Source organism: Pseudomonas sp. JS3066, assembly GCF_036328175.1.
Lineage (GTDB): Bacteria > Pseudomonadota > Gammaproteobacteria > Pseudomonadales > Pseudomonadaceae > Metapseudomonas.
The window spans coordinates 4,461,182-4,481,358 of sequence record NZ_CP143312.1; the positions used below are offsets into that span (position 1 = coordinate 4,461,182).

Annotated in this window: 25 protein-coding genes; 14 read left to right on the forward strand and 11 right to left on the reverse strand. The window is 64.1% G+C overall.

Annotation, left to right across the window (positions count from 1 at the left end; genetic code table 11):
- Positions 1 to 94: 94 nt before the first annotated feature.
- Complete coding sequence (locus SA496_RS21070) at positions 95 to 553, reverse strand: cupin domain-containing protein (protein ID WP_330114409.1); 459 nt, start codon at positions 551 to 553, stop codon at positions 95 to 97.
- Positions 553 to 1,002 carry a flavodoxin gene (locus SA496_RS21075; protein ID WP_330114410.1) on the reverse strand — a complete coding sequence of 150 codons (450 nt, stop codon included), beginning with the start codon at positions 1,000 to 1,002 and terminating at the stop codon, positions 553 to 555. The genes SA496_RS21070 and SA496_RS21075 overlap by 1 nt, the downstream gene beginning before the upstream one ends.
- A 103-nt stretch (positions 1,003 to 1,105) precedes the next feature.
- On the opposite strand from SA496_RS21075, the gene SA496_RS21080 reads away from it, so the two are divergent.
- Positions 1,106 to 1,552 carry a PAS domain-containing protein gene (locus SA496_RS21080; protein WP_120654678.1) on the forward strand — a complete coding sequence of 149 codons (447 nt, stop codon included), beginning with the start codon at positions 1,106 to 1,108 and terminating at the stop codon, positions 1,550 to 1,552.
- Between the two features lie 231 nt (positions 1,553 to 1,783).
- Here SA496_RS21080 and SA496_RS21085 read toward each other — a convergent pair whose 3' ends face one another.
- Positions 1,784 to 2,731 carry a MerR family transcriptional regulator gene (locus SA496_RS21085; protein ID WP_120654677.1) on the reverse strand — a complete coding sequence of 316 codons (948 nt, stop codon included), beginning with the start codon at positions 2,729 to 2,731 and terminating at the stop codon, positions 1,784 to 1,786.
- A 233-nt stretch (positions 2,732 to 2,964) separates the two neighbouring features.
- On the opposite strand from SA496_RS21085, the gene SA496_RS21090 reads away from it, so the two are divergent.
- From SA496_RS21090 to SA496_RS21120, 7 genes are all read left to right on the forward strand, one after another.
- Positions 2,965 to 3,534, forward strand: a complete 570-nt coding sequence (locus SA496_RS21090) for an antibiotic biosynthesis monooxygenase (protein ID WP_120654676.1) — start codon at positions 2,965 to 2,967, stop codon at positions 3,532 to 3,534.
- Between the two features lie 80 nt (positions 3,535 to 3,614).
- Positions 3,615 to 4,325 carry a dihydromonapterin reductase gene (gene folM, locus SA496_RS21095; protein ID WP_120654675.1) on the forward strand — a complete coding sequence of 237 codons (711 nt, stop codon included), beginning with the start codon at positions 3,615 to 3,617 and terminating at the stop codon, positions 4,323 to 4,325.
- A gap of 20 nt (positions 4,326 to 4,345) precedes the next feature.
- Positions 4,346 to 4,906, forward strand: coding sequence for a GTP cyclohydrolase I FolE (folE, locus tag SA496_RS21100; protein ID WP_120654674.1), 561 nt, complete (start codon positions 4,346 to 4,348; stop codon positions 4,904 to 4,906).
- 3 nt (positions 4,907 to 4,909) lie between these two features.
- Positions 4,910 to 5,281: a dihydroneopterin triphosphate 2'-epimerase gene (gene folX / locus SA496_RS21105; RefSeq protein WP_120654673.1), complete on the forward strand. Its 372-nt coding sequence runs from the start codon at positions 4,910 to 4,912 to the stop codon at positions 5,279 to 5,281.
- Positions 5,282 to 5,368: 87 nt separating this feature from the next.
- Entirely contained in the window at positions 5,369 to 5,662 is a 294-nt protein-coding gene (locus tag SA496_RS21110; RefSeq protein WP_120654672.1) for a DUF1244 domain-containing protein, read from the forward strand.
- Positions 5,659 to 6,000 carry a HopJ type III effector protein gene (locus tag SA496_RS21115; protein WP_120654671.1) on the forward strand — a complete coding sequence of 114 codons (342 nt, stop codon included), beginning with the start codon at positions 5,659 to 5,661 and terminating at the stop codon, positions 5,998 to 6,000. Before SA496_RS21110 ends, SA496_RS21115 begins: the two co-directional genes overlap by 4 nt.
- A gap of 171 nt (positions 6,001 to 6,171) precedes the next feature.
- On the forward strand, positions 6,172 to 6,759 hold the full coding sequence (locus SA496_RS21120) for a putative glycolipid-binding domain-containing protein (RefSeq protein WP_120654670.1): 588 nt from the start codon (positions 6,172 to 6,174) through the stop codon (positions 6,757 to 6,759).
- A 295-nt stretch (positions 6,760 to 7,054) separates the two neighbouring features.
- Here SA496_RS21120 and trxB read toward each other — a convergent pair whose 3' ends face one another.
- Positions 7,055 to 8,002 carry a thioredoxin-disulfide reductase gene (gene trxB, locus SA496_RS21125; protein ID WP_330114411.1) on the reverse strand — a complete coding sequence of 316 codons (948 nt, stop codon included), beginning with the start codon at positions 8,000 to 8,002 and terminating at the stop codon, positions 7,055 to 7,057.
- Between the two features lie 287 nt (positions 8,003 to 8,289).
- Between trxB and cysZ the strand changes: the two genes are divergently transcribed.
- On the forward strand, positions 8,290 to 9,057 hold the full coding sequence (cysZ, locus tag SA496_RS21130; protein WP_330114412.1) for a sulfate transporter CysZ: 768 nt from the start codon (positions 8,290 to 8,292) through the stop codon (positions 9,055 to 9,057).
- A gap of 64 nt (positions 9,058 to 9,121) precedes the next feature.
- Here the strand turns inward: cysZ and SA496_RS21135 are convergent, their stop codons facing one another.
- A complete protein-coding gene (locus SA496_RS21135; protein WP_174235592.1) occupies positions 9,122 to 9,403 on the reverse strand; it encodes a hypothetical protein in 282 nt (93 codons plus the stop codon).
- 426 nt (positions 9,404 to 9,829) lie between these two features.
- Between SA496_RS21135 and SA496_RS21140 the strand changes: the two genes are divergently transcribed.
- Positions 9,830 to 11,041 (forward strand): glycosyltransferase family 4 protein, encoded by a 1,212-nt coding sequence (locus SA496_RS21140; protein WP_120654667.1) that lies wholly within the window; start codon positions 9,830 to 9,832, stop codon positions 11,039 to 11,041.
- Here SA496_RS21140 and SA496_RS21145 read toward each other — a convergent pair.
- The 5 genes from SA496_RS21145 to SA496_RS21165 all read right to left on the reverse strand — a co-directional run bounded on the left by SA496_RS21145 (position 11,038) and on the right by SA496_RS21165 (position 15,166).
- Positions 11,038 to 11,997 (reverse strand): DegV family protein, encoded by a 960-nt coding sequence (locus SA496_RS21145; RefSeq protein WP_153918541.1) that lies wholly within the window; start codon positions 11,995 to 11,997, stop codon positions 11,038 to 11,040. The two genes, SA496_RS21140 and SA496_RS21145, sit on opposite strands and share 4 nt — an antisense overlap.
- A 161-nt stretch (positions 11,998 to 12,158) precedes the next feature.
- Positions 12,159 to 13,268 (reverse strand): NADH:flavin oxidoreductase, encoded by a 1,110-nt coding sequence (locus SA496_RS21150; protein ID WP_120654665.1) that lies wholly within the window; start codon positions 13,266 to 13,268, stop codon positions 12,159 to 12,161.
- A gap of 57 nt (positions 13,269 to 13,325) precedes the next feature.
- Positions 13,326 to 13,916 carry a TetR/AcrR family transcriptional regulator gene (locus SA496_RS21155; RefSeq protein ID WP_256660919.1) on the reverse strand — a complete coding sequence of 197 codons (591 nt, stop codon included), beginning with the start codon at positions 13,914 to 13,916 and terminating at the stop codon, positions 13,326 to 13,328.
- A gap of 155 nt (positions 13,917 to 14,071) precedes the next feature.
- A complete protein-coding gene (locus SA496_RS21160; RefSeq protein ID WP_120654663.1) occupies positions 14,072 to 14,554 on the reverse strand; it encodes a glutathione peroxidase in 483 nt (160 codons plus the stop codon).
- Positions 14,555 to 14,680: 126 nt separating this feature from the next.
- Entirely contained in the window at positions 14,681 to 15,166 is a 486-nt protein-coding gene (locus tag SA496_RS21165) for an FKBP-type peptidyl-prolyl cis-trans isomerase (protein ID WP_120654662.1), read from the reverse strand.
- Here SA496_RS21165 and SA496_RS21170 point away from each other — a divergent pair.
- The 4 genes from SA496_RS21170 (at position 15,135) to SA496_RS21185 (ending at position 19,816) form a co-directional block, all read left to right on the forward strand.
- Positions 15,135 to 15,461: a DUF3565 domain-containing protein gene (locus SA496_RS21170; RefSeq protein WP_120655357.1), complete on the forward strand. Its 327-nt coding sequence runs from the start codon at positions 15,135 to 15,137 to the stop codon at positions 15,459 to 15,461. The genes SA496_RS21165 and SA496_RS21170 overlap by 32 nt on opposite strands.
- A complete protein-coding gene (locus SA496_RS21175; RefSeq protein ID WP_330114413.1) occupies positions 15,461 to 16,627 on the forward strand; it encodes an acetate/propionate family kinase in 1,167 nt (388 codons plus the stop codon). The genes SA496_RS21170 and SA496_RS21175 overlap by 1 nt, the downstream gene beginning before the upstream one ends.
- A 22-nt stretch (positions 16,628 to 16,649) precedes the next feature.
- Positions 16,650 to 18,683, forward strand: coding sequence for a phosphate acetyltransferase (gene pta / locus SA496_RS21180; protein WP_330114414.1), 2,034 nt, complete (start codon positions 16,650 to 16,652; stop codon positions 18,681 to 18,683).
- Between the two features lie 227 nt (positions 18,684 to 18,910).
- Complete coding sequence (locus SA496_RS21185) at positions 18,911 to 19,816, forward strand: acyltransferase (protein WP_120654659.1); 906 nt, start codon at positions 18,911 to 18,913, stop codon at positions 19,814 to 19,816.
- A 43-nt stretch (positions 19,817 to 19,859) separates the two neighbouring features.
- On the opposite strand, the gene SA496_RS21190 is transcribed toward SA496_RS21185, so the two are convergent.
- Positions 19,860 to 20,174, reverse strand: coding sequence for an EthD family reductase (locus SA496_RS21190; protein ID WP_120654658.1), 315 nt, complete (start codon positions 20,172 to 20,174; stop codon positions 19,860 to 19,862).
- Between the last annotated feature and the right edge of the window lie 3 nt (positions 20,175 to 20,177).

A 20,177-nucleotide genomic window follows, 5' to 3' on the forward strand; every position in this document is an offset into this window, starting at 1 on the left:
GCCTTGCCGCGTTGGGCCTCGTGGGCTCGGACCAACCTGCGGGTACGCTGCGGCTGACTGACAGGGAATCTTCCACAGCACAAGCAAGGCAGGTTCAGAGCAGTTCGCGATCCAGCAACGGCCAGTCCTGCTGCGCCTGCGGATCGTCTGCCAGCAGGCGGAAGCCGGCGAACTCGAAGCCTGGCGCCACATTGCAGCCCACCAGGGTATAGGCGCCGAGGGCGCGGGCGGCCTGCCAGGCGTGGGCGGGTACGGAACACTGGGGCAGGCTGCCCTCCGCGACCGGGCCGAGGATTTCCCGGCGAACCTCTTCCGGAGAATCGGCAACCAGCAGTTCCAGCGGTTCGCCTTCATAGAAGTGCCAGATCTCGTCGGCATCCACCCGGTGCCAGCGGCTCACGCCGCCCTGCGGCAACAGGAAGAAAATGGCTGACGATGCCGCTCGGCCACCTGGCAGGGTGATGGCCGACTCGAACACCCGGCGGTAGAAACCTCCCTCCGGGTGCGGCAGCAGTTGCAGTTCGCGGATCAGCTGTTCAGCGCGCGGATGCATCAGGCTTTCAGCGCAACGACGACACTGTTCAGCCAGGGCTCGGCATCCAGTTCCGGCGTGACGGTTTCGCTGGCATCCAGGCGCTGCATCTCCACCACTTCACGCAGGCCCAGTTCGGCATAGAGTTCGCGCATCATCTCGCCGCCGCCGCAGAACAGGTCGTAGCTGGAATCGCCCAGGGCGAGGATGGCGCCAGCGCGGCCACGCCAGTTGGGCAGGCGGTCGCGCAGCTCGGTGTAGAGGGGCAGCAAGTTGTCCGGCAGTTCGCCCATGCCCGTGGTGGCGGTCACAGTAAGCAGCGCCTCGGGGTCGAAGGCGATCAGGTCGTCCAGGCTCACCCGCGGCAAGTAGTGAGCGTCGAGGCCGGCGGCCTTGAACAGCTTTTCTGCGTGACGGGCGACTTCTTCGGCGGTGCCGTAGACCGAGCCGGACAGGATGGCGACTTTCATGGGTACTCCGAGTCTGGGGCGAAATGCCGCGCATTATGCCGCAACTGGCAGCGGGCGCAGGATGCCTTAGACTGCTTCCGGTCAGGTCGAACGAGCCGAAAAAATGATCAATGCCAAGCTGCTGCAACTGGTAATAGACGCCTCCAACGATGGCATCGTGGTCGCCGAGCAGGAAGGCGAAGACAATATCCTGATTTATGCCAATGCCGCCTTCGAACGCCTGACCGGTTACTCCCGCGACGAAATCCTTTATCAGGACTGTCGTTTCCTCCAGGGCAAGGACCGCAACCAGCTGGGCCTGGCCGCCATTCGCCAGGCGATCCGCAATGGCCAGCCGAGCCGGCAGATCCTACGTAACTACCGCAAGGACGGCAGTCCCTTCTGGAACGAGCTGTCGATTACCCCGGTTCTGAACGAGTCCGACCAACTCACCTACTTCATCGGCATCCAGAAAGATGTCACCGAACAGGTGGAAGCTCGTCAGCGGGTGCGTGAACTGGAAGCGGAGTTGGCCAGCCTCAAGGCCGAGCTGGCGGCCTTGAAAGGCTGAAAAAAACCGGTAGCCCAAGAAGGGTGAACAAATCGGCCACCGGTAGCGCAGACAAAATCTGTACAAAACAAATTTATGTACAAGTTATTGTATAGAATTTGATCAGCACGCCAGCAAGGGGTTGCTGGACTCTTCCTGCCGAACGGTCGCTTGAAGCGCAGCGTGTCGGGCCGCTAGCCGGCCAGCAGCCTTAGCCTCGATGAATTCGGCGAAAGACGGGCGAAAGCAGCTTCAGGTATCCAGGTGACCGGAAAGGAACTGCCGCAGGCGCCGCTGCATCAGTCGTCCCTCGCTGCCGAGGCAGGCGACGGGCGTGCCGTCGAGCTCCTCGCTCATCAGGTCGGAGGTATCGCCGGCCAGGGCCAGAGGACAGTCCAGGCCCTGGGCCAGCCGGGTGAGTTGCTGGCCAAGGTCATCGTCCGGCGGCTGGTTGGAGAACAGCACCATGGCCTGGGGCTGCAGCTTGCCGCAAACCATCTCCAGCTCGGCCAGCGGCTGGCCCAGGCCAAGCACGCTGACGGCCACCTCGCTGCTGCCAAGCAACAGGCCGGCCACCAGCAGCTCCAGTTCACGCCCCTGCCCTGGCAACGGCGCCAGCAGCACGCGCTGCTGTTGGCCACTGCGGGCCAGTTGCAGACGCTGCAGGACGCGGGCGCGGAGAAAGCTGTCGAAAAAGACCCACTCGCTGCCACGGCCGAACTCATCCTGGCGCAGCAACAGTGCCTGCCAGACCGGCATCAGCACATCGGCGAAAGCCACATGCAGGGGATAGGTGGAGAACACCTGGCCGTAGACCCGTTCCAGCTCCGCCTCGTCCAGGGTGGACAAGGCCTTGTGCACCTGGGCGCGCCGCTCGCTCCACTCCCCTGCGGCCGCTTCGTGGTGAACCGGCGCCACCGGCACCTTCGCCGCGTGGCTACGGGCCAGCAGCTTGCCCACCTTGCTCACCGAGACGCCGCGCTCGATCCAGGCGAGGATGCTGCGCACCGCCTCGACATCCGCCATTGAATAGAGGCGGTGACCGCTGTCGGTGCGCGTCGGCTGGATCAGCCCGTAGCGCCGTTCCCAGGCCCGCAGGGTGACCGGGTTAACGCCCGTCAGGCGCGAAACTTCCCGAATCGGGAAGAGTTCTTCCTGTTTCAGGGCGCGGGATGCGAGGGATGCACCGGATTCGGTCATGGCAGGCAATCGTCAGGGGAAAGATTCACGCAGTTTAAACCTTGCGGCGGGGATTCCAATTGGCCGCAGGCCACGGAAAGCGCGCTACGACCCGCCAGTCATCCTTCACGCTGGCGCTTTGTTGAAAAAACGGAATAATCCTTGCCTCTTTTTTTGCGCAGCCCACCACCCCGGCGCTGCGTGATGTGCCACAGCCCTACCCGGGCGGGCACCCGGTTGCAAGGAGATACACGATGTCTGCCGATCCCGTCACCCTGATGGTGGCCCGCCGCGTCGCCCGCGAGCGCTACCACGACTTCATGGCCTGGCTGCGCGAAGGCGAGCAACTGGCCGCCGACTTTCCCGGCTATCTCGGTTCGGGCGTACTGGCGCCGCCGCCGGATGACGACGAATTCCAGATGATCTTCCGCTTCACCGACGAGCCGACCATGACAGCCTGGGAGCACTCCGCTTCGCGTCGCGCCTGGCTGGAACGCGGCACCGGCTTGTTCGAGCAACCCCAAGAACATCGCGCCCTGGGCCTGGATGCCTGGTTCGGCAAGGCCGAACAGCGCCCGCCCCGCTGGAAGCAGAGCGTGGCCATCTGGCTGGCCTTCTTCCCGGTATCCCTGGCCTTCAACCTGCTGTTCGAAGGCGCGCTGGGTGACCTGCCGCTGGCCCTGCGGATCCTGATCAGCACCCTGGCGCTGACGCCACTCATGACTTATTGGTTCATCCCGCTCTCCACCCGCCTGCTGGCCCCGTGGCTGCAAGGCGGTCGGGAATCCATGGCACGCGGTGCGGCGGCGGTGCAACCACGCTGAGCCCGCTCTTCTGGAAATTTGTACAAGCCCCACCCCTGGTATAACGTGGCCGGCCATAGTCCTCAGATTTCGAGGCGTAAATGAGCCGCCCCACCGCCCCCATCCTGATCACCGGCGCCAGCCAGCGCATTGGCCTCTACTGCGCCGAGCGCCTGCTGGACGACGGCCAGCCGGTGATCATCAGCTACCGCACCGAACGTGACGGCGTCCGGCACCTGCGCCAACGCGGTGCCGTGACGCTGCAGGCGGACTTCGCCAGCGAAGTCGGGATCCTTGCCTTCATCGACTCGCTCAAAGCCTGCACCAACAGCCTGCGCGCCATCATCCACAACGCCTCGGACTGGCTCACGGAAGCGCCCGGCCATGAGGCCGAGGCCTTCCAGCGGATGTTCAGCGTGCACATGCTGGCGCCCTACCTGATCAACCTGCAGTGCGAGGAACTGCTGCGCCGCAGCAGCCCGGCCGACATCATCCACCTCAGTGACGACGTGGCGCGCCGTGGCAGCGAAAAGCGTATCGCCTACTGCGCCAGCAAGGCCGGGCTGGACAATCTGACACTGTCCTTCGCCGCGCGCTTTGCCCCGCACATCAAGGTCAACGGCATTGCTCCAGCACTGGTGATGTTCAATGCCGATGACGATGACGCTTACCGCAAGAAGACCCTGGCCAAGTCGGCGCTGGGCATCGAGCCCGGCCCGCAGGTCGTCTACCAGGGCCTGCGTTACCTCCTGGACAACTCCTACGTCACCGGAACGACCCTGACCCTGAACGGCGGCCGCCACCTCAAGTAGGCGCCACAAGGACTGCCACCATGAGCGATGAACTGAACCGGCACTATCGGGAAATCCTGCTTGGCCTGGGCGAAGACCCGGACCGTGAAGGCCTGCGCGATACGCCCAAGCGCGCGGCCAAGGCCATGCGCTACCTGTGTCACGGCTATGAACAGAGCCTGGACGAAATCGTCAACGGTGCCCTCTTCGCCTCGAACAACGACGAGATGGTGACGGTCAAGGACATCGAGCTTTATTCCCTCTGCGAACACCACCTGCTGCCCTTCATCGGCAAGGCCCATGTGGCGTACATTCCCACCGGCAAGGTGCTGGGGCTGTCGAAGGTCGCGCGCATCGTCGACATGTTCGCGCGCAGGCTGCAGATCCAGGAGAACCTCACCCGCCAGATCGCCGAAGCGGTGCAGCAGGTGACTGGTGCCGCCGGCGTCGCGGTGGTGATCGAAGCCCAGCACATGTGCATGATGATGCGCGGCGTGGAAAAGCAGAACTCGGTGATGAGCACCTCAGTGATGCTGGGCGCCTTCAGGGAGTCCCAGAATACCCGCCACGAATTCCTGAAACTGATCGGACGGAGCAACTAGAGAATGCCGAGACTGGAGCCCGGAATGGCGCGAATTCGCGTCAAGGACCTGCGCCTGCGCACCTTCATCGGAATCAAGGAGGAGGAAATCCTCAACAAGCAGGATGTGCTGATCAATCTCACCATCCTCTACCCGGCTGCCGAGGCAGTGCGCGACAACGACATCGACCACGCGCTGAACTACCGCACCATTACCAAGGCGATCATCCGCCACGTCGAGGAAAACCGCTTCGCCTTGCTGGAGCGCCTGACCCAGGAAATCCTCGACCTGGTGATGGCCAACCCGAGCGTGCGCTATGCCGAGGTGGAGGTGGATAAGCCCCATGCGTTGCGCTTCGCCGAGTCGGTATCGATCACCCTGTCCAGCCATAGATGAGTCTTTGATCGGACCTGTTTGCCGGTGCCACGGAGGGCTCTTATCATGCCGGCCACTCCCTCCCGAAAGCCCCAGGAGAATCCTGCCATGACCGAGCAAGAACGCCTTGAACTTGAGGCCGCCGCCTTCCGCAGTCTGGTGCAACACCTGCGTAGCCGCCCCGATGTACAGAACATCGACCTGATGAACCTCGCCGGCTTCTGTCGCAACTGCCTGTCGAAGTGGTACAAGGCCGCCGCCGACGATCTGGGCCTGGAGGTCACTCCGGACCAGGCACGCGAAGAGATCTACGGCATGCCCTACGCCGACTGGAAAGCCAAGTACCAGAAAGAAGCCAGCGCCGAGCAGCAAACGGCCTTCAACAAAGCGAACAAAGAATGACCAATTTGAACGACTTCCGCGCCCGCCTGCATAGCGACCAGCACGTCTTCGCCGACACCCTGGCGTTCATCGCCGATGGTTACGACTACCAGCAGAGCGCCTTCACCAACGGCGCGGTGGAAAACGCCTCCGGCCAGAACGAAGGCTCCTGCAAGACCCTTGGCCTTGCGCTGCTGGAAGGTTTCAGCCTGGAAGAAACCCTGCTGGCTTTCGGCGAGCACTACCGCGCAGTGCTGGCCACCCCGGAAGGCACTGACCACGGCAATATCCGCGCTTTGATGAATACCGGCCTGGCGGGTGTGCGCTTCGAGCGCCAGTCGCTGCAACGCAAGGCCTGACTCCCCCCGCCGCCCCTTCCGGGGCGGCTTTCTTACGCTTTAGCTTCCGTTCTCTGTCAGCAATGGCTGACATCAATTCGCCACTCAAACGCGTAGGATTCTCATCAGATAGCTGTGGAGCTACCGGAATCCCCACAGGAACAGCACCACTCTCTCTGCCGGAGCGCACGGATGCAGCAATCCCTCGTATGGAAGCCCCTGACGACGCCCGGCGTGGAAAGCCTGCGCCTGTCCACGGATGAAACCGGTATCCATGCCAGCAGCCACCTGATCCAGAACCGCAATGGCCAAAGCATCGCCGCCGCCTATGTGCTGGACAGCGACCCGCGCTGGCGCTTTCGCCATCTCTGGCTGAAGGTGGAGAACCTGGGATCTCGCAGCCTGCGCCTGAGCCGTGACATCCGCGGCCGCTGGATGCTCGATGGCCAGCACCGCCGCGACCTCGACCAATGCCAGCTGGTGATGCTCTCCGGCACACCCTTCACCCACACGCCGGCGCTGCATCGCTGCGACCTGGGAACGGGCCAGAGCGAACAATTGCACGTTGCCTACATCGACCTGTCGAGCATGCGCGTGGAAGCCCGCCGCATGCGCTACCACTGCCTTCGCCAGCAACCCCAGCAAAGCCTGTATCGCTGCGAGGCGGAAGGCCGCAAGGCGATCGAATTGACCGTGGACCGGCAATCCCTGCTGCTGGAAGCCCAGGGCCTGTACCAGCGCATGAGCGCGCGGACCCTGTCGCTGAATACCTGGGTTTGATCCGTAGCGGAGCGGTGCCCGCCCCTGCAAGGCAGATCCGGGTCAGGGTTGCGCGCTTCTCCGTAGGGGCGAATTCATTCGCCAGGTAGGCCGAAGGGCTGCCACGCTGGACACCCAGCCGACCTGACGCTTCCCTCTCCCCCCGCTCCTCTCCCAAAGGGCGAGGGGTGACTCACACTGGCCAGGCCCAAACCATCCTGAAGCTCATCTGCAGCTTGACACCGTGAAAGAAAAGTTGGCCTGACACAAAAGAAAAGCCCCGCATTGGCGGGGCTTTTCCTCATCAGGCTGAAACTTAGTGCGCGTCGAGGTAGCGCTCGACGTCCAGGGCGGCCATGCAGCCCGCGCCGGCCGAGGTGATGGCCTGGCGATAGACGTGGTCGGCCACGTCGCCAGCGGCGAACACACCGGGGATACTAGTGGCGGTGGCGTTTCCGTCACGACCGCCATTGACCACCAGATAGCCGTCCTTGAGCGCCAATTGGCCTTCGAACAGCGAGGTGTTCGGGGTATGGCCGATGGCGACGAACAATCCGTCTACCTTCAGCTCGTCAGTGCCGCCATCGTTGCGCTTGAGGCGCACGCCGGTGACGCCCATGTCGTCGCCCAGCACTTCGTCCACTTCGGCATTCAGCCTGAGCTCGATCTTGCCTTCGGCGATGCGCGCTTTCAGCTTGTCCTGGAGAATCTTCTCGGCACGGAAGGTCTCGCGGCGATGCACCAGGGTCACCTTGCTGGCGATGTTGGCCAGGTACAGCGCCTCTTCCACAGCGGTATTGCCACCGCCCACCACCGCTACTTCGCGATTGCGGTAGAAGAAACCGTCGCAGGTGGCGCAAGCAGATACGCCCTTGCCCATGAATGCTTCTTCCGAAGGCAGCCCCAGGTAACGGGCACTGGCCCCGGTGGCGATGATCAGCGCATCACAGGTGTACGTGCCGCTATCCCCAACCAGGGTGAAGGGCTTGCCGGCCAGGTCCACAGCGTTGATGTGGTCGAAGACGATCTCGGTCTCGAAACGCTCGGCATGTTCCTGCATGCGCTGCATCAGCGCCGGGCCGGTCAGGCCATGGGGGTCGCCAGGCCAGTTGTCGACCTCTGTGGTGGTGGTCAGTTGCCCGCCCGCCTGCATGCCGGTGATCAGCAGCGGCTTGAGGTTGGCACGGGCGGCGTAGACAGCCGCGGAGTAACCGGCAGGGCCGGAACCGAGGATGATGACCCGCGAATGGCGTACTTCGGACATGACTGACTCCCGCCCTGCTGGGCATAAAAAGGGGCCACTGCGGCACTTGGGGAAGGCTTTGGATGCAGTGGCCCCGTTGAACCAGGTCTGGCCGTCAACGATCGGCCAGGAATGGGCGCAAGGTTACTAAGGCCCCTTCGATAGCGGAAATACCCGCTCTCAATCCCGGCCATAGGACGCACCTATTGGCGCAACCGCGATCAAATTTGTTCCGAGCCTTTTCCAGGCTTTCCACGGCGCCGGCAAAGCCGTTAAGGTCGGCGCGTTTGCAACCTTGGGGAACCACCATGCCTGCACCCGCACTATCCGGGCCGCAATACCTGGGCGAAGGACTGAAGCTGGTCCTGAGCCCCGGACTGCGCCTGTTCGTCCTGCTGCCGCTGACCGTGAATCTGCTGCTGTTCGCTGCCTTGATCGGCTTCGCGATAGGGGAATTCAGCGGCTGGGTCGATGCCTTCATGCCCAGCCTTCCAGACTGGCTGAGCTTCCTCCAGTACCTGATCTGGCCCCTCTTCGTGCTTCTGGTGCTGGTCATGGTGTTCTTCAGCTTCACCATGCTGGCCAACATCATCGCCGCGCCGTTCAACGGCTTCCTCGCGGAAAAGGTGGAAGTGGTGGTTCGTGGCCAGGACGACTTCCCGGCCTTCAGTTGGGCCGAGCTGATGGCGATGATCCCGCGCACCGTGGGCCGCGAGCTGCGCAAGCTGGCCTACTTCCTCCCGCGTGCCGGAGCCCTGCTGATCCTGTCCTTCGTTCCGGGGGTGAACCTGCTGGCCGCCCCGCTGTGGATCGTTTTCGGTATCTGGATGATGGCGGTGCAGTACATCGACTACCCGGCGGACAACCACAAGCTGGGCTGGAACGAGATGCTCGCCTGGCTGCACGAGAAGCGCTGGCAGAGCCTGGGTTTTGGCGGCATCACCTACCTGGCGCTGATGATTCCCTTCGTGAACATCCTGATGATGCCGGCTGCCGTGGCCGGCGCCACGCTGTTCTGGGTACGCGAGCAGGGCGACCTGGCCCTGCAGAAACAATCCGGCCAGTTGGTTCGCTGAACCGTCCGGCCGCACGAGCGGCGGGCCCCGGTCACATCGGGGCCTGCCATGCGCACGCTGCTGATCATGCCTGAATATTGATCGGATTCTCCCTCGCTTGACGCTCCTCCTCCGCTTCCTTGGCCTGCATCTCCATCTTCTGCTGGAAGCGCTCGGCGATTTCCTTCTCCACCGCCTCCTGCTGCTCCGGCGGCATGGCGTCGAGTTCTTCCTGGGTCAGCCCCATCTCCGCGAGGATGGCGTCGCGCATCTTCTCGGCCGGTGACTTGTCCATGTACTCCTGGAATTTCTCCACCGCAGTCTTGCCACCCAACCCCAGGTCGGCCGGCAGGTCCTTGTTGCTCATTTGCAACTTCCCAGCGGAGTTCTGCAGCTCCACCCGCATTCGGGCAAAGCCCTCCTCGGTTGCCTGCCAGGCCCGGTAGTCGCGCTCCGAGCCGGGAGACGCAGTGCGTCGAGGCTCCTCCCTAGTGTTGATCCCAAAGGGATCCTCACTCTCCTTTGAAGATTTGCTGTTACGGAATCCAAGGCCGGACAAGGCGCTGCCCGCGCCAGCCCCGCCGATCGAGTTGATTGACACCTTTGCCGCTCCTTTAAGGGGATCCGCGCGTTGGTACTCAAGTACCATGCCATTTCCGTCATTCGAGCCAAGGCGTTGAAAATCAAAGCTTCGCGGATTTCCTGAGCGGGACAGCCAGGCCCTTGGACGGCAAATTCTTGCCGCCAGCGGCCGGTAGTCACAGAGGCGTCACAGGGTTGTCACGCGGGCTACATGGCCCTTGTCGACACTGGTTGCATGACCACAGCGCCCCTGTACATCTCGCTGATCAGCGAAACCTTCCTGCCCGAAGTCAACGGCGTGGCCAATACCCTTGGCCGCCTCTGTGATGGCCTGCGCGCCGCCGGCCATCGGCTGCAGCTGGTGCGTCCGCGCCAGTCGTGCGACCAAGGCCGCCGGAGCGACGATGATCTGATGCTGATCCGCGGCTGGCCGCTGCCGGGATACCCCGGCTTGCAATGGGGCCAGTCCTGCCTGCACAAGTTGTTGCGCCGCTGGCGCCAGCGCAAGCCGGACGTGCTCTATATCGCCACCGAGGGTCCGCTGGGTTTCTCCGCCCTGCGCGCCGCACGGCGCCTGGGGATTCCCGTGGTCAGTGGCTTCCACACCAACTTCCAGCAGTACACCGGTCATTACGGCGCGGGCCTGTTGACCCGCTTGCTGACCAACTACCTGCGCTGGTTCCACAACGCCACACGACTGACCCTGGTACCCAGCGTCAGCCAGTTGCAGGACCTCACCCGGCGCGGCTTCGAGCGCCTGCAGCTGCTTTCGCGAGGCGTAGACGGCCAGTTGTTCAACCCGGCCCGCCGCTGCCCCGAACTGCGCGCGCAGTGGGGTGTGGGTGAACAGGAAATCGCGGTGATTCACGTTGGGCGCCTGGCAGCGGAGAAGAATCTCGGCCTGCTCGGTGAAACGTTCCAGCGCCTGCAGCAACGTTATCCACAGCTGCGCCTCAAACTGGTGGTGGTGGGCGACGGTCCGCAACGCCTGGCACTGCAACGCGCCCTGCCGGAGGCCATCTTCTGTGGTGTGCAACGCGGCGAGGAGCTGGCCCGCCACTATGCATCCGGCGACCTGTTCCTGTTCCCGAGCCTGTCGGAAACCTTCGGCAATGTGGTGCTGGAAGCCCTGGCTTCCGGCCTGGCGGTGGTCGCATTCGACCAGGCGGCGGCCGCCCAACACATTCGCCATGGGCACAATGGCGCATTGGCGCTGCCGGACGAGCCGACCAGTTTCATCGAGGCCGCCACCTGGTTGCTGGAAGACCCGGAATGCCTGCGTCGCGTGCGCCTCAACGCACGCATGCACGCCGGCCGCCAAGGCTGGGAAGCCATCGTTCAGCAGTTCGAGCAGTACCTGGCACATGCCCGCCGCCCCGAGCTGGAAGTCCCGGCTGGTAGTAGCCTGCCCCCGCAGGCCTAGGAAAACGCCGCCGGTGGCGCGGCGTAGGCCAGACTCAGAGCGCCACGCCCCAGGTTGATCGCCCCGGTGGGGCTCAGCATCGCCAGGTGCAATGCAACCCCGCGCTCGACACAGGCCGTTTCCAGTTCGGCGAAGCCTGGCAGATCTCGTACCAGCGACAGCTCCCCGGCATAACTGATGCACAGCTGGGGCGCTAGCAGCTCACCTGCCAGTACCCGCAAGCACGCATGGGCCAGAAGCTTCTCCGCCGCCTTGTCGAAGTTGGGGGCCAGCGACACGGGTTTGTCCTCACCCTGCTGCACGCTGATCACCGGTTTCACATCCAGCAACGAGCCCAGCCCCAGTGCAGCGCCACGCAGGCGGTCGAGCAGCCCGCTGCGCTCGCCCTTCTGGAATCCTCGCTGGCGCAGATGGCCGAGATCGTCCGGCACGAGAAAGGTACAGACCTGCCCTGCCAACTGTTCCAGCCGCGCACGCACGGCGTTGGGGTGGGCACCATCACCGATCAGCCTCGCTGCCTCGGCAGCCAGCACTGCGGTGCCGGCGAAGATGTTGCCGCCATCCATCACGCGCATCGCGAAATGCCCGGCCACCCCAGCTGCCGAACGACGGTCGCGATAGCGCTGGAGCAGACCGAAGGAGGCCTGGGTTGCGTGCTCGAAGATCGGGCTGCGCTGGGAGGCAATCGTCAGGCAGATCACATGGTCGAAGCGGGTGACAAGCTCTTCCAGGAACCACTCCTGCATTTCCACCACCTGCAGCGGCTCGCTGCGATCGGCCGGGCCGACCTTGGGCAGCAATTCGCCGTAGAAGGCTTGGGTCGCCTGGGGTACGCGGCGATCCACCAGGGAATGCTCCCCCAGCCGGATGCGGATGGGCAGTACCGGGATATGGTGCGTGACGAGGAAGTCCTGGGGCAGGTCGCAGGTGGCATCCACTACCAGGCCAATGCGCATGGGTTACTCCTTCGGCCGGTGTGCCGGCGCTTGTTGTGGTGCGCGCAGAGTGACCGCAGGAGGATGTGGTGTCAGCCCAACTGAAAGAGGGTTTGAGGGAACTCGAATCAAGGCCACAAATAAGAAGCCCCGCATTAGCGGGGCTTCTTCACTCAAGTGCCTTACACCAGGCTGGCCAGTGCGTCTCGGCTGAACGGCAGGATGTCCTGCATGCGGCCTTCGCGCACCTTCACCGCCCAGTCCGGGTCCACCAGCAGGGCACGGCCCACGGCAACCAGGTCGAACTCGTCCTTGTTCAGGCGCTCCAGCAGGCCTTCGATATTGGCGGGCTGGGCGACCTTGTCGGTCTTGACCATGAACTGCAGGAACTCGCCATCCAGCCCGACGCTGCCGACGGTGATGGTGGGTTTGCCAGTGAGCTGGCGGGTCCAGCCGGCGAGGTTGAGATCGGAGCCTTCGAACTCCGGCTCCCAGAAGCGGCGGGTCGAGCAGTGGAAGATATCCACACCGGCATCGGACAGCGGCTTGAGGAATTCACCCAGGGCGTCGGAGGTCTGCACCAGGCGCGCGGTGTAGTCCTGCTGCTTCCATTGGGAGTAGCGGAAGATGATTGGATAGTCCGGGCCAACGGCGGCGCGGATGGCCTGGATCACTTCGATGGCGAAGCGCGAGCGGTTGGCCAGGCTGCCGCCGTACTCGTCAGTGCGCTGGTTGGTGCCCTCCCAGAAGAACTGGTCGATCAGGTAACCGTGGGCGCCATGGATTTCCACGCCGTCCATGCCGATGGCCTTGGCATCACGCGCGGCCTGGGCGTAAGCGGCAACCACTTCCTGGATGTCGTCCCTGGTCATGCCATGAACCACCACCTGGCCGTCCTTCACCTTTTCCGTCGGGCCGTAGCCGGGAACGCTTGCGTCCGGTTCGGTGCCCAGGCGACGTACGTTGCCCACATGCCAGAGCTGCGGGACGATGCGGCCGCCTTCGGCGTGCACGGCATCAACCACTTCCTTCCAGGCGGCCAGGGCGTCGTTACCGAAGAAGCGCGGCACATGGGGATAACCGTTGGAGGCCTTGTGACCGATGGTGGTGCCTTCGGTGATGATCAGGCCGACACCGGCCGCGGCGCGGCGGCGGTAGTACTCCACCACCTTGGCGTTAGGCACGCCGCCCGGCGAGAAAGAACGAGTCATGGGCGCCATCACCACGCGGGTAGGCAGTTCCAGGCCGCCGAGGCGGAAGGGTTCGAAGAGGGCTTGTACGGGAGCGGTCATGGGTTCTCCTGTGGCCGGCCATATGACCGGTCGTCTCGGTTTCAAGGCATTGAAAAATCACGCCCGGAGCAGCAGCTCCAGACGGTCGACGAATGCGTTCATGGGTACGGTGCCACCGCCCACCTTCAGGCGCGTCAACACGCCCTGCCAGGCATTGGCGATGAACGCCGCGAGGTTGGCGCAGTCCTCATCGGCGGACAGCTCGCCCACAGCCACGGCCTCTTCCAGGCAGGCCTGGAGGATGTCCACCGAGCCCTGGAGGATGCGTTCAACCTGCTCGCCGATGGCGGGCGAGAGTTCTGCCATCTCGAAGCCGAGACTGCCGATGAAACAGTGGTATTCCGGTTTCTCGCGGCTGGAGAAGTGCACCAGCAGCTCGCGGTAATAGCCGAGGATGCGCTGGCGCGGACTCAGCGCCGAATTGCCCAGGGCCTGTGCGTAACGATCCAGGCGCGGCAGGTAGAGGTACTCCAGCGCCTGCAGGGCGAAGTCTTCCTTGCTGGCGAAGTAGTGATAGAAGGAGCCCTTGGGAATGCCCGCGGCCTGGACGATCTCCTGCACGCCGGTACCGTGGTAGCCACGGCGGGTCATCACCTGGGAGCCCTTGGCGAGAATGAGGTCGCGTTTGTCGAGTCGGATACTGGTCATGGCGGCGAGCATATGACCGGTCGTCTCGCCTTGCCCAGCACTATTGACGACGCTGATCGAGCACTAAAAGCCGGGGAAGTTACTGCCGGGGGAGGAAACGTAGGAGCCAGCAAGCTGGCTCCTACGGTCAAGCGTTCATGAGTGCAGGAGGTGCATCAGGCCAGGGCCTTTTCGACAGCCTGGATCAGCGCGGGATCGTCCGGCGCGGTGCGCGGAGAGAAGCGCGCCAGCACGCGGCCGTCCTTGCCGACAAGGAACTTCTCGAAGTTCCAGGTGATCTCGCCGGGGAATTCGGCGCCCTCGCCCGCCAGTAGGCGATACAGCGGGTGACGGGCCGATCCGTTGACCTCGATCTTGCTGCCCAGGGGGAAGGTCACACCGTAGTTCAGGCTGCAGAACTCGCGGATCTCGTCCTCGCTGCCCGGCTCCTGCCCGGCAAACTGGTTGCACGGCAGGCCCAGCACGGTGAAACCCTTGTCACGGTATTGCTGGTAGAGCTTTTCCAGCCCGGCGTATTGGGGCGTCAGGCCGCACTTGGAGGCGACATTCACCACCAACACCACCTGGCCCTTGTACGGCGCCAACGGCAGATCCTGACCGTCGAGCGCACGCAGATTGAGGTCGTGAAAGGCACTCATGACTGACTCCTCGAAAATCTCAGGGATTTCACAGCGGACAAAAAAGGCGCCCCGGGGCGCCTTTTCGGTTTTTTCAGCTTAGCAGCCGATTCGCGAATTGCCGGGTCGACAGTCGCGGACGATCGGTCAGTGGTGGTGACCGCCTTCGCCGTGGATGTGACCGTGGGCGATCTCTTCGTCGCTGGCGTCACGCACGGTGACTACCTTGACCTTGAAGTTCAGGCGCTGGCCGGCCAGCGGGTGGTTGCCGTCCACGGTTACGTCGTCACCGTCGATGTCGCGGATGGTGACGATCTGCATGCTGCCGTCCGGGCCGGAGGCGTGGAACTGCATGCCGACTTCCAGCTGGTCGACGCCTTCGAACATGGCGCGGTCCAGGGTAGCGACCAGCTCGGCGCTGTACTCGCCGTAGGCATCTTCGGGCTCGACGGCAACATTCAGCTCGTCACCAATCTGCTTGCCTTCGAGTGCACGTTCCAGGCCAGCGATGATGTTGCCGGCGCCGTGCAGGTACACCAGCGGAGCGCCGCCAGCGGAACTGTCGATCACCTCACCGGCGTCGTTGGTAAGGGTATAGTCGATGGACACGGCCTTGTTGGCGGCGATCAGCATGGTGCGAGACCTTCTGCGAATGAATGATGAACGAGCAAGTTTAACCGCGCGGCAAGTCGATTGCGACCCGAACGCTGACGGGCGGCCCCGGCTGGTCGGCTACAGGCAAGACGAGGACGGTCACTGGGTGGCAGTGCTTTCCTGCGGCCATACTCAGCACTTGCGGCACCAGCCACCCTGGCAGTCGCGCGCCTGGGTGCTCGATCCCGCGCAACGCGCCGACCAGTTGGGCCGCCTCTTCCCCTGCGGCTGGTGCGCCCAGGGCATGGCCCCTGTCCCCACCGAGGAAACCTGATGCCTGCACGCAACATCCTGGTGATCCATGCCCGCAGGACATCCCTGCGCTTCGCCCTGGTCAACGAGGCCCACAGTCAGTTCATCTTCCACGGCATGGCCGACGGGCTTGGCAGCCGTAACGCCGAACTGCGCTGGCAGCGCGGCGGTGACAAAGACAGTCTGATGATCCCCAACGCCGACCACCGCGCCGCGCTGTCGCAGCTGATGCCCATTGTCCTGGGTGCGGCCGGCGGCAAGCTGCATGGCGTCGGCCACCACGTGTTGCACGGTGGCGAGCTGTTCAACTCCGCCTGCCGCGTGGATGCCCAGGTGATCCGCTGCCTGCAGGCCCTGGTCCCGCTGGCGCCGCAGCAGATGCCGGCCAGCCTGGTCGGCATCGACGCCGCCATGCACCTGCTGCCGAACCTGCCCCATGTGGCCGTGTTCGATACGGCCTTCCACCAGAGCATGCCCGAGCACGTCTACCGCCTCGCCCTGCCGGATGCCGTCTACCGCGACCACGGTCTGCGCCGCTATGCCTTCCACGGCAACAGCCACCGTTTCGTCAGTCGCCGTGCCGCCGAGCTGGCCGGACTATCGCTCGGAGACAGCTGTTGGCTTTCCGCGCACGTCGGCGAGCACAGCTCCGCCTGCGCCATCGTCAACGGCCAGAGCCGCGACGCCAGCATGAACCTGGTCATGGCCAACCGCTGCGGCGATATCGACCCGCATCTCTATACCCAGTTGCACCGCAGCCTTGGTTGGAGCCTGGAGAAGATCGACCAGGTACTGCGTCAGGAAAGCGGTCTGCTCGGCCTCTCCAATCTGGCCAAGGACATGCGCAGCCTGGAAACAGCCCGCGACCAGGGCCACGCCGGCGCCACCCTGGCCATCGAAGTCTTCTGCTATCGCCTGGCCAAGACCCTGGCGGCCGTAAGCTGCGCTCTGCCACAGCTGGACGGGCTGATCTTCACCGGCGAGATCGGCGAGAATTCACCCCTTGTGCGCAGCCGCACGGTGGATCACCTGAAGCTGCTCAACCTGGCCATCGACCGCGAAGCCAACGCGCGCTGCGTGCGCGGCATCGCCGGCCCCATCCACCAGCGTGGCCATCCACGCGTGCTGGTGGTGCCGACCAACGAAGAACGCCAGATCGCCCTCGATACCCTAGGCCTGCTCGCCTGAACCGTTTTCGCCAAGGAGCCCCATGCACTGCTTTTTCATCGCCCCGACCGGATTCGGCGTCGGTCTGACCTCCACCAGCCTGGGATTGGTACGTGCCCTGGAGCTGGCTGGCCTGCAGGTCGGCTTCCTCAAGCCGGTGGCCCAGCCCCACCCCGGCGACCTCGGCCCGGAGCGCTCCACCGAGCTGGTGGCCCGCACCCATGGTCTCAAACCACCGACGCCACTGGCGCAGTCCCAGGTGGAGCGGATGCTCGCCGACGGCCAGTTGGACGAGTTGCTGGAAGACATCACCGGCCTGTTCCATAAGGCCGCCGAGGACAAGGACGTCGTGATTGTCGAAGGCATGGTGCCGACCCGACACGCCAGCTACGCCGCGCGCATCAACTTCCACCTGGCCAAGAGCCTGGACGCCGACGTGATCCTGGTATCGGCGCCGGAAGACGAGAGTCTCTCGGAATTGTCCGATCGCCTGGAGATCCAGGCCCAGCAATTCGGCGGACCGCGTGACCCGAAGGTCCTCGGGGTGATCCTCAACAAGGTGCGCGACGACGAATTCGCCCGCCGCCTCAAGGAGCAGTCACCCCTGCTCCGCGGCGACGACTTCCGCCTGCTGGGCAGCGTGCCCTGGCTGGACGAACTGAACGCACCGCGAACCCGCGACGTCGCCGACCTGCTGCAGGCCCAGGTGATCAATGCCGGCGACTACGACCAGCGCCGCGTGCAGAAGATAGTCGTCTGCGCACGCACCGTGCCCAACACCGTGCAACAGCTCAAACCGGGCGTGCTAGTGGTGACGCCTGGCGATCGCGACGACATCATCCTCGCCGCCAGCCTGGCGTCCATGAACGGCGTGCCGCTTGCCGGCCTGCTGCTCTCCAGCGATATCCAGCCCGACCCACGCACCCTGGAACTGTGCCGAGGTGCCCTGCAAGGCGGCCTGCCTGTGCTGGGCGTGGCAACCGGCACCTATGACACGGCGACCAACCTCAACCGGATGAACAAGGAAATCCCGGTGGACGACCGCGAGCGCGCGGAGAAAGTCACCGAGTTCGTCGCCCGCAACCTCGACCTCGACTGGCTGCGCGCCCGCTGCGGCGCTCCCAGCGCGACCCCGCGTCTGTCTCCCCCGGCGTTCCGCCACCGCCTGATCCAGCAGGCCCAGCTCGCCGGCAAGCGCATCGTCCTGCCTGAAGGCAGCGAGCCGCGCACCGTGCAGGCTGCCGCCGCCTGCCAGGCTCGAGGCATCGCCCATTGTGTGCTGCTGGCCAAGCCGGACGATGTTCATGCCGTGGCTAGGGCGCAGGGCATCGACCTGCCGGAGGGCCTGGAAATCCTCGATCCGGACAAGGTCCGCGAACGCTATGTGCAGCCCATGGTGGAACTGCGCCAGAACAAGAGCCTCAATGCGCCCATGGCAACCGCGCAGCTGGAAGACAGCGTTGTGCTCGGCACCATGATGCTGGCCCTGGACGAAGTGGACGGCCTGGTGTCCGGTGCCATCCACCCCACGGCGAACACCATTCGCCCGGCGCTGCAGCTGATCAAATCGGCGCCCGGCTACCGCATCGCCTCTTCCGTCTACCTGATGCTGCTGCCGGAACAAGTGGTGGTCTACGGAGACTGCGCGGTGAACCCCGATCCCGACGCCAGCGACCTGGCGGAAATCGCCCTGCAGAGTGCGGATTCCGCCGAGGCGCTGGGGATAACCCCACGCGTGGCGATGATCTGCGATTCGGCAGACGCAGCTGAGCTGGCCAAGGTCGGCGAGGCTACGCGCCTGGCCCGAGCCGCCCGCCCGGACCTGCCCATCGAAGGCCCCCTGCCCTATGCCGCCGCCAGGGACGGACGCACCACGGTGTTCGTCTTCCCCGACCTCGCCAGCGGTGATGCGGCCTACAAGGCCGTGCAACAGGGCAATCACGCAGCCAGTGGCGGCCTGATGCTCCAGGGCCTGCGCAAGCCGGTGAACGACCTGCCGCGCAATGTCGTGGTGGACGACATCATCCACACCATCGCACTGACGGCGATCCAGGCGGCGTGCGGTAGCGAGGGCTGACAGAACCACACCTTGCCGGGAATTTCCTCTGTAGGGGCGAATTCATTCGCCCCTACAACAGAGCCGACGAATTAGCCTCGCTCCCGACCGCCCGGTCACCCTTCCCGCTTGCAGTTGAGTGAACAACCGTTAACCTTGGCCACCATTCTGCCCGCAGTCAGGGAATGCAGCGGGCCCTATCCATGACGCGGTGGCTACGACCACCCACGGTGAGGCTCCACCCTTTCATGCTCAGCTTTATCCCCGCCCCCCTGCTCGGCGCCCTGGCAGCTGTCCTGCTGGCGCTCAACACCCTGTTCTGGTGCATGCCGCTGTTCGCTGTGACGCTGCTGAAGCTGCTGCTGCCCTTCCGCGCCACCAAGGGCGTGCTGAACTGGGCCGCTAGCTTCATCGCCGAGGGCTGGATCAGCTGCAACAAGTTGTGGATGCGCCTGGTGCGCGACACCCGCTGGGACGTCGACGGACTGGCCGGGCTCGATTACCAGCACAGCTACCTGGTCACCAGCAATCACCAGAGCTGGGTGGACATCCTGGTCCTGCAACACTTGTTCAACCGGCGCATCCGTCTGCTGCGTTTCTTCCTCAAGCAGGAGTTGATCTGGGTCCCGGTGATCGGCCTGTGCTGGTGGGCGCTGGATTTCCCCTTCATGAAGCGCTACTCCAAGGCTTACCTGGCCAAGCACCCGGAGAAAAAGGGCAAGGACCTGGAAACCACCCGCCGCACCTGCGACAAGTTCCGTGACAACCCGGTGGGCATTTTCAACTTCCTCGAAGGCACCCGCTTCACCCGTGCCAAACACGACGAACAGGGTTCGCCTTTCCAATACCTGCTCAAGCCCAAGGCAGGCGGCATCGCCTTCGTGCTCGACGCCATGGGTGAGCAGTTGCATTCGCTGGTCAACGTCACCATTCACTACCCGGATGGCAACCCGAATTTCTGGACCTTGCTGGCCGGCCGCTTGCGCCAGGTAGTGGTACGCATCGAGAAACTGGAGATTCCTGGCGAGTTCATCGGCAAGAACTACGACCAGGACGAGCAATACCGCCTGGCCTTCCAGCAATGGGTGAACCGCCTGTGGGAGGCCAAGGATGCCCAGCTGGTGCGGCTGCACCAGCAATTCCCGGCAGCCTGAGCCGGATACGAAAAGCCCGCCGATTGGCGGGCTTTTTCTTGCTCTAGGCCGTCTGTAGCACCTCATCTACCTGGAGCAACGGCGCCAGGTTGGTGTAGTTGGCGATATCGGCGCTTATCTCGTCGCCGTTCAGTTCCAGAGTGCTGCGCAATTCATCCACCGACAGTACCCAGATATTGGCCATGCAGATAAACGGCGCCACGGCGCCATCCGCTGCAGCCAAGCCCTTGCGCACTTCGAGCTTCACCAGGTTTTCGCCGATCAGGCGGGACAGGAGCGGGATGTGTTCCTCACAGTAGTAGGTGAAGTCGAACTTGGCGCCCGGTGCATTGGGATACGCCACAACAAAGCAGTACATGGA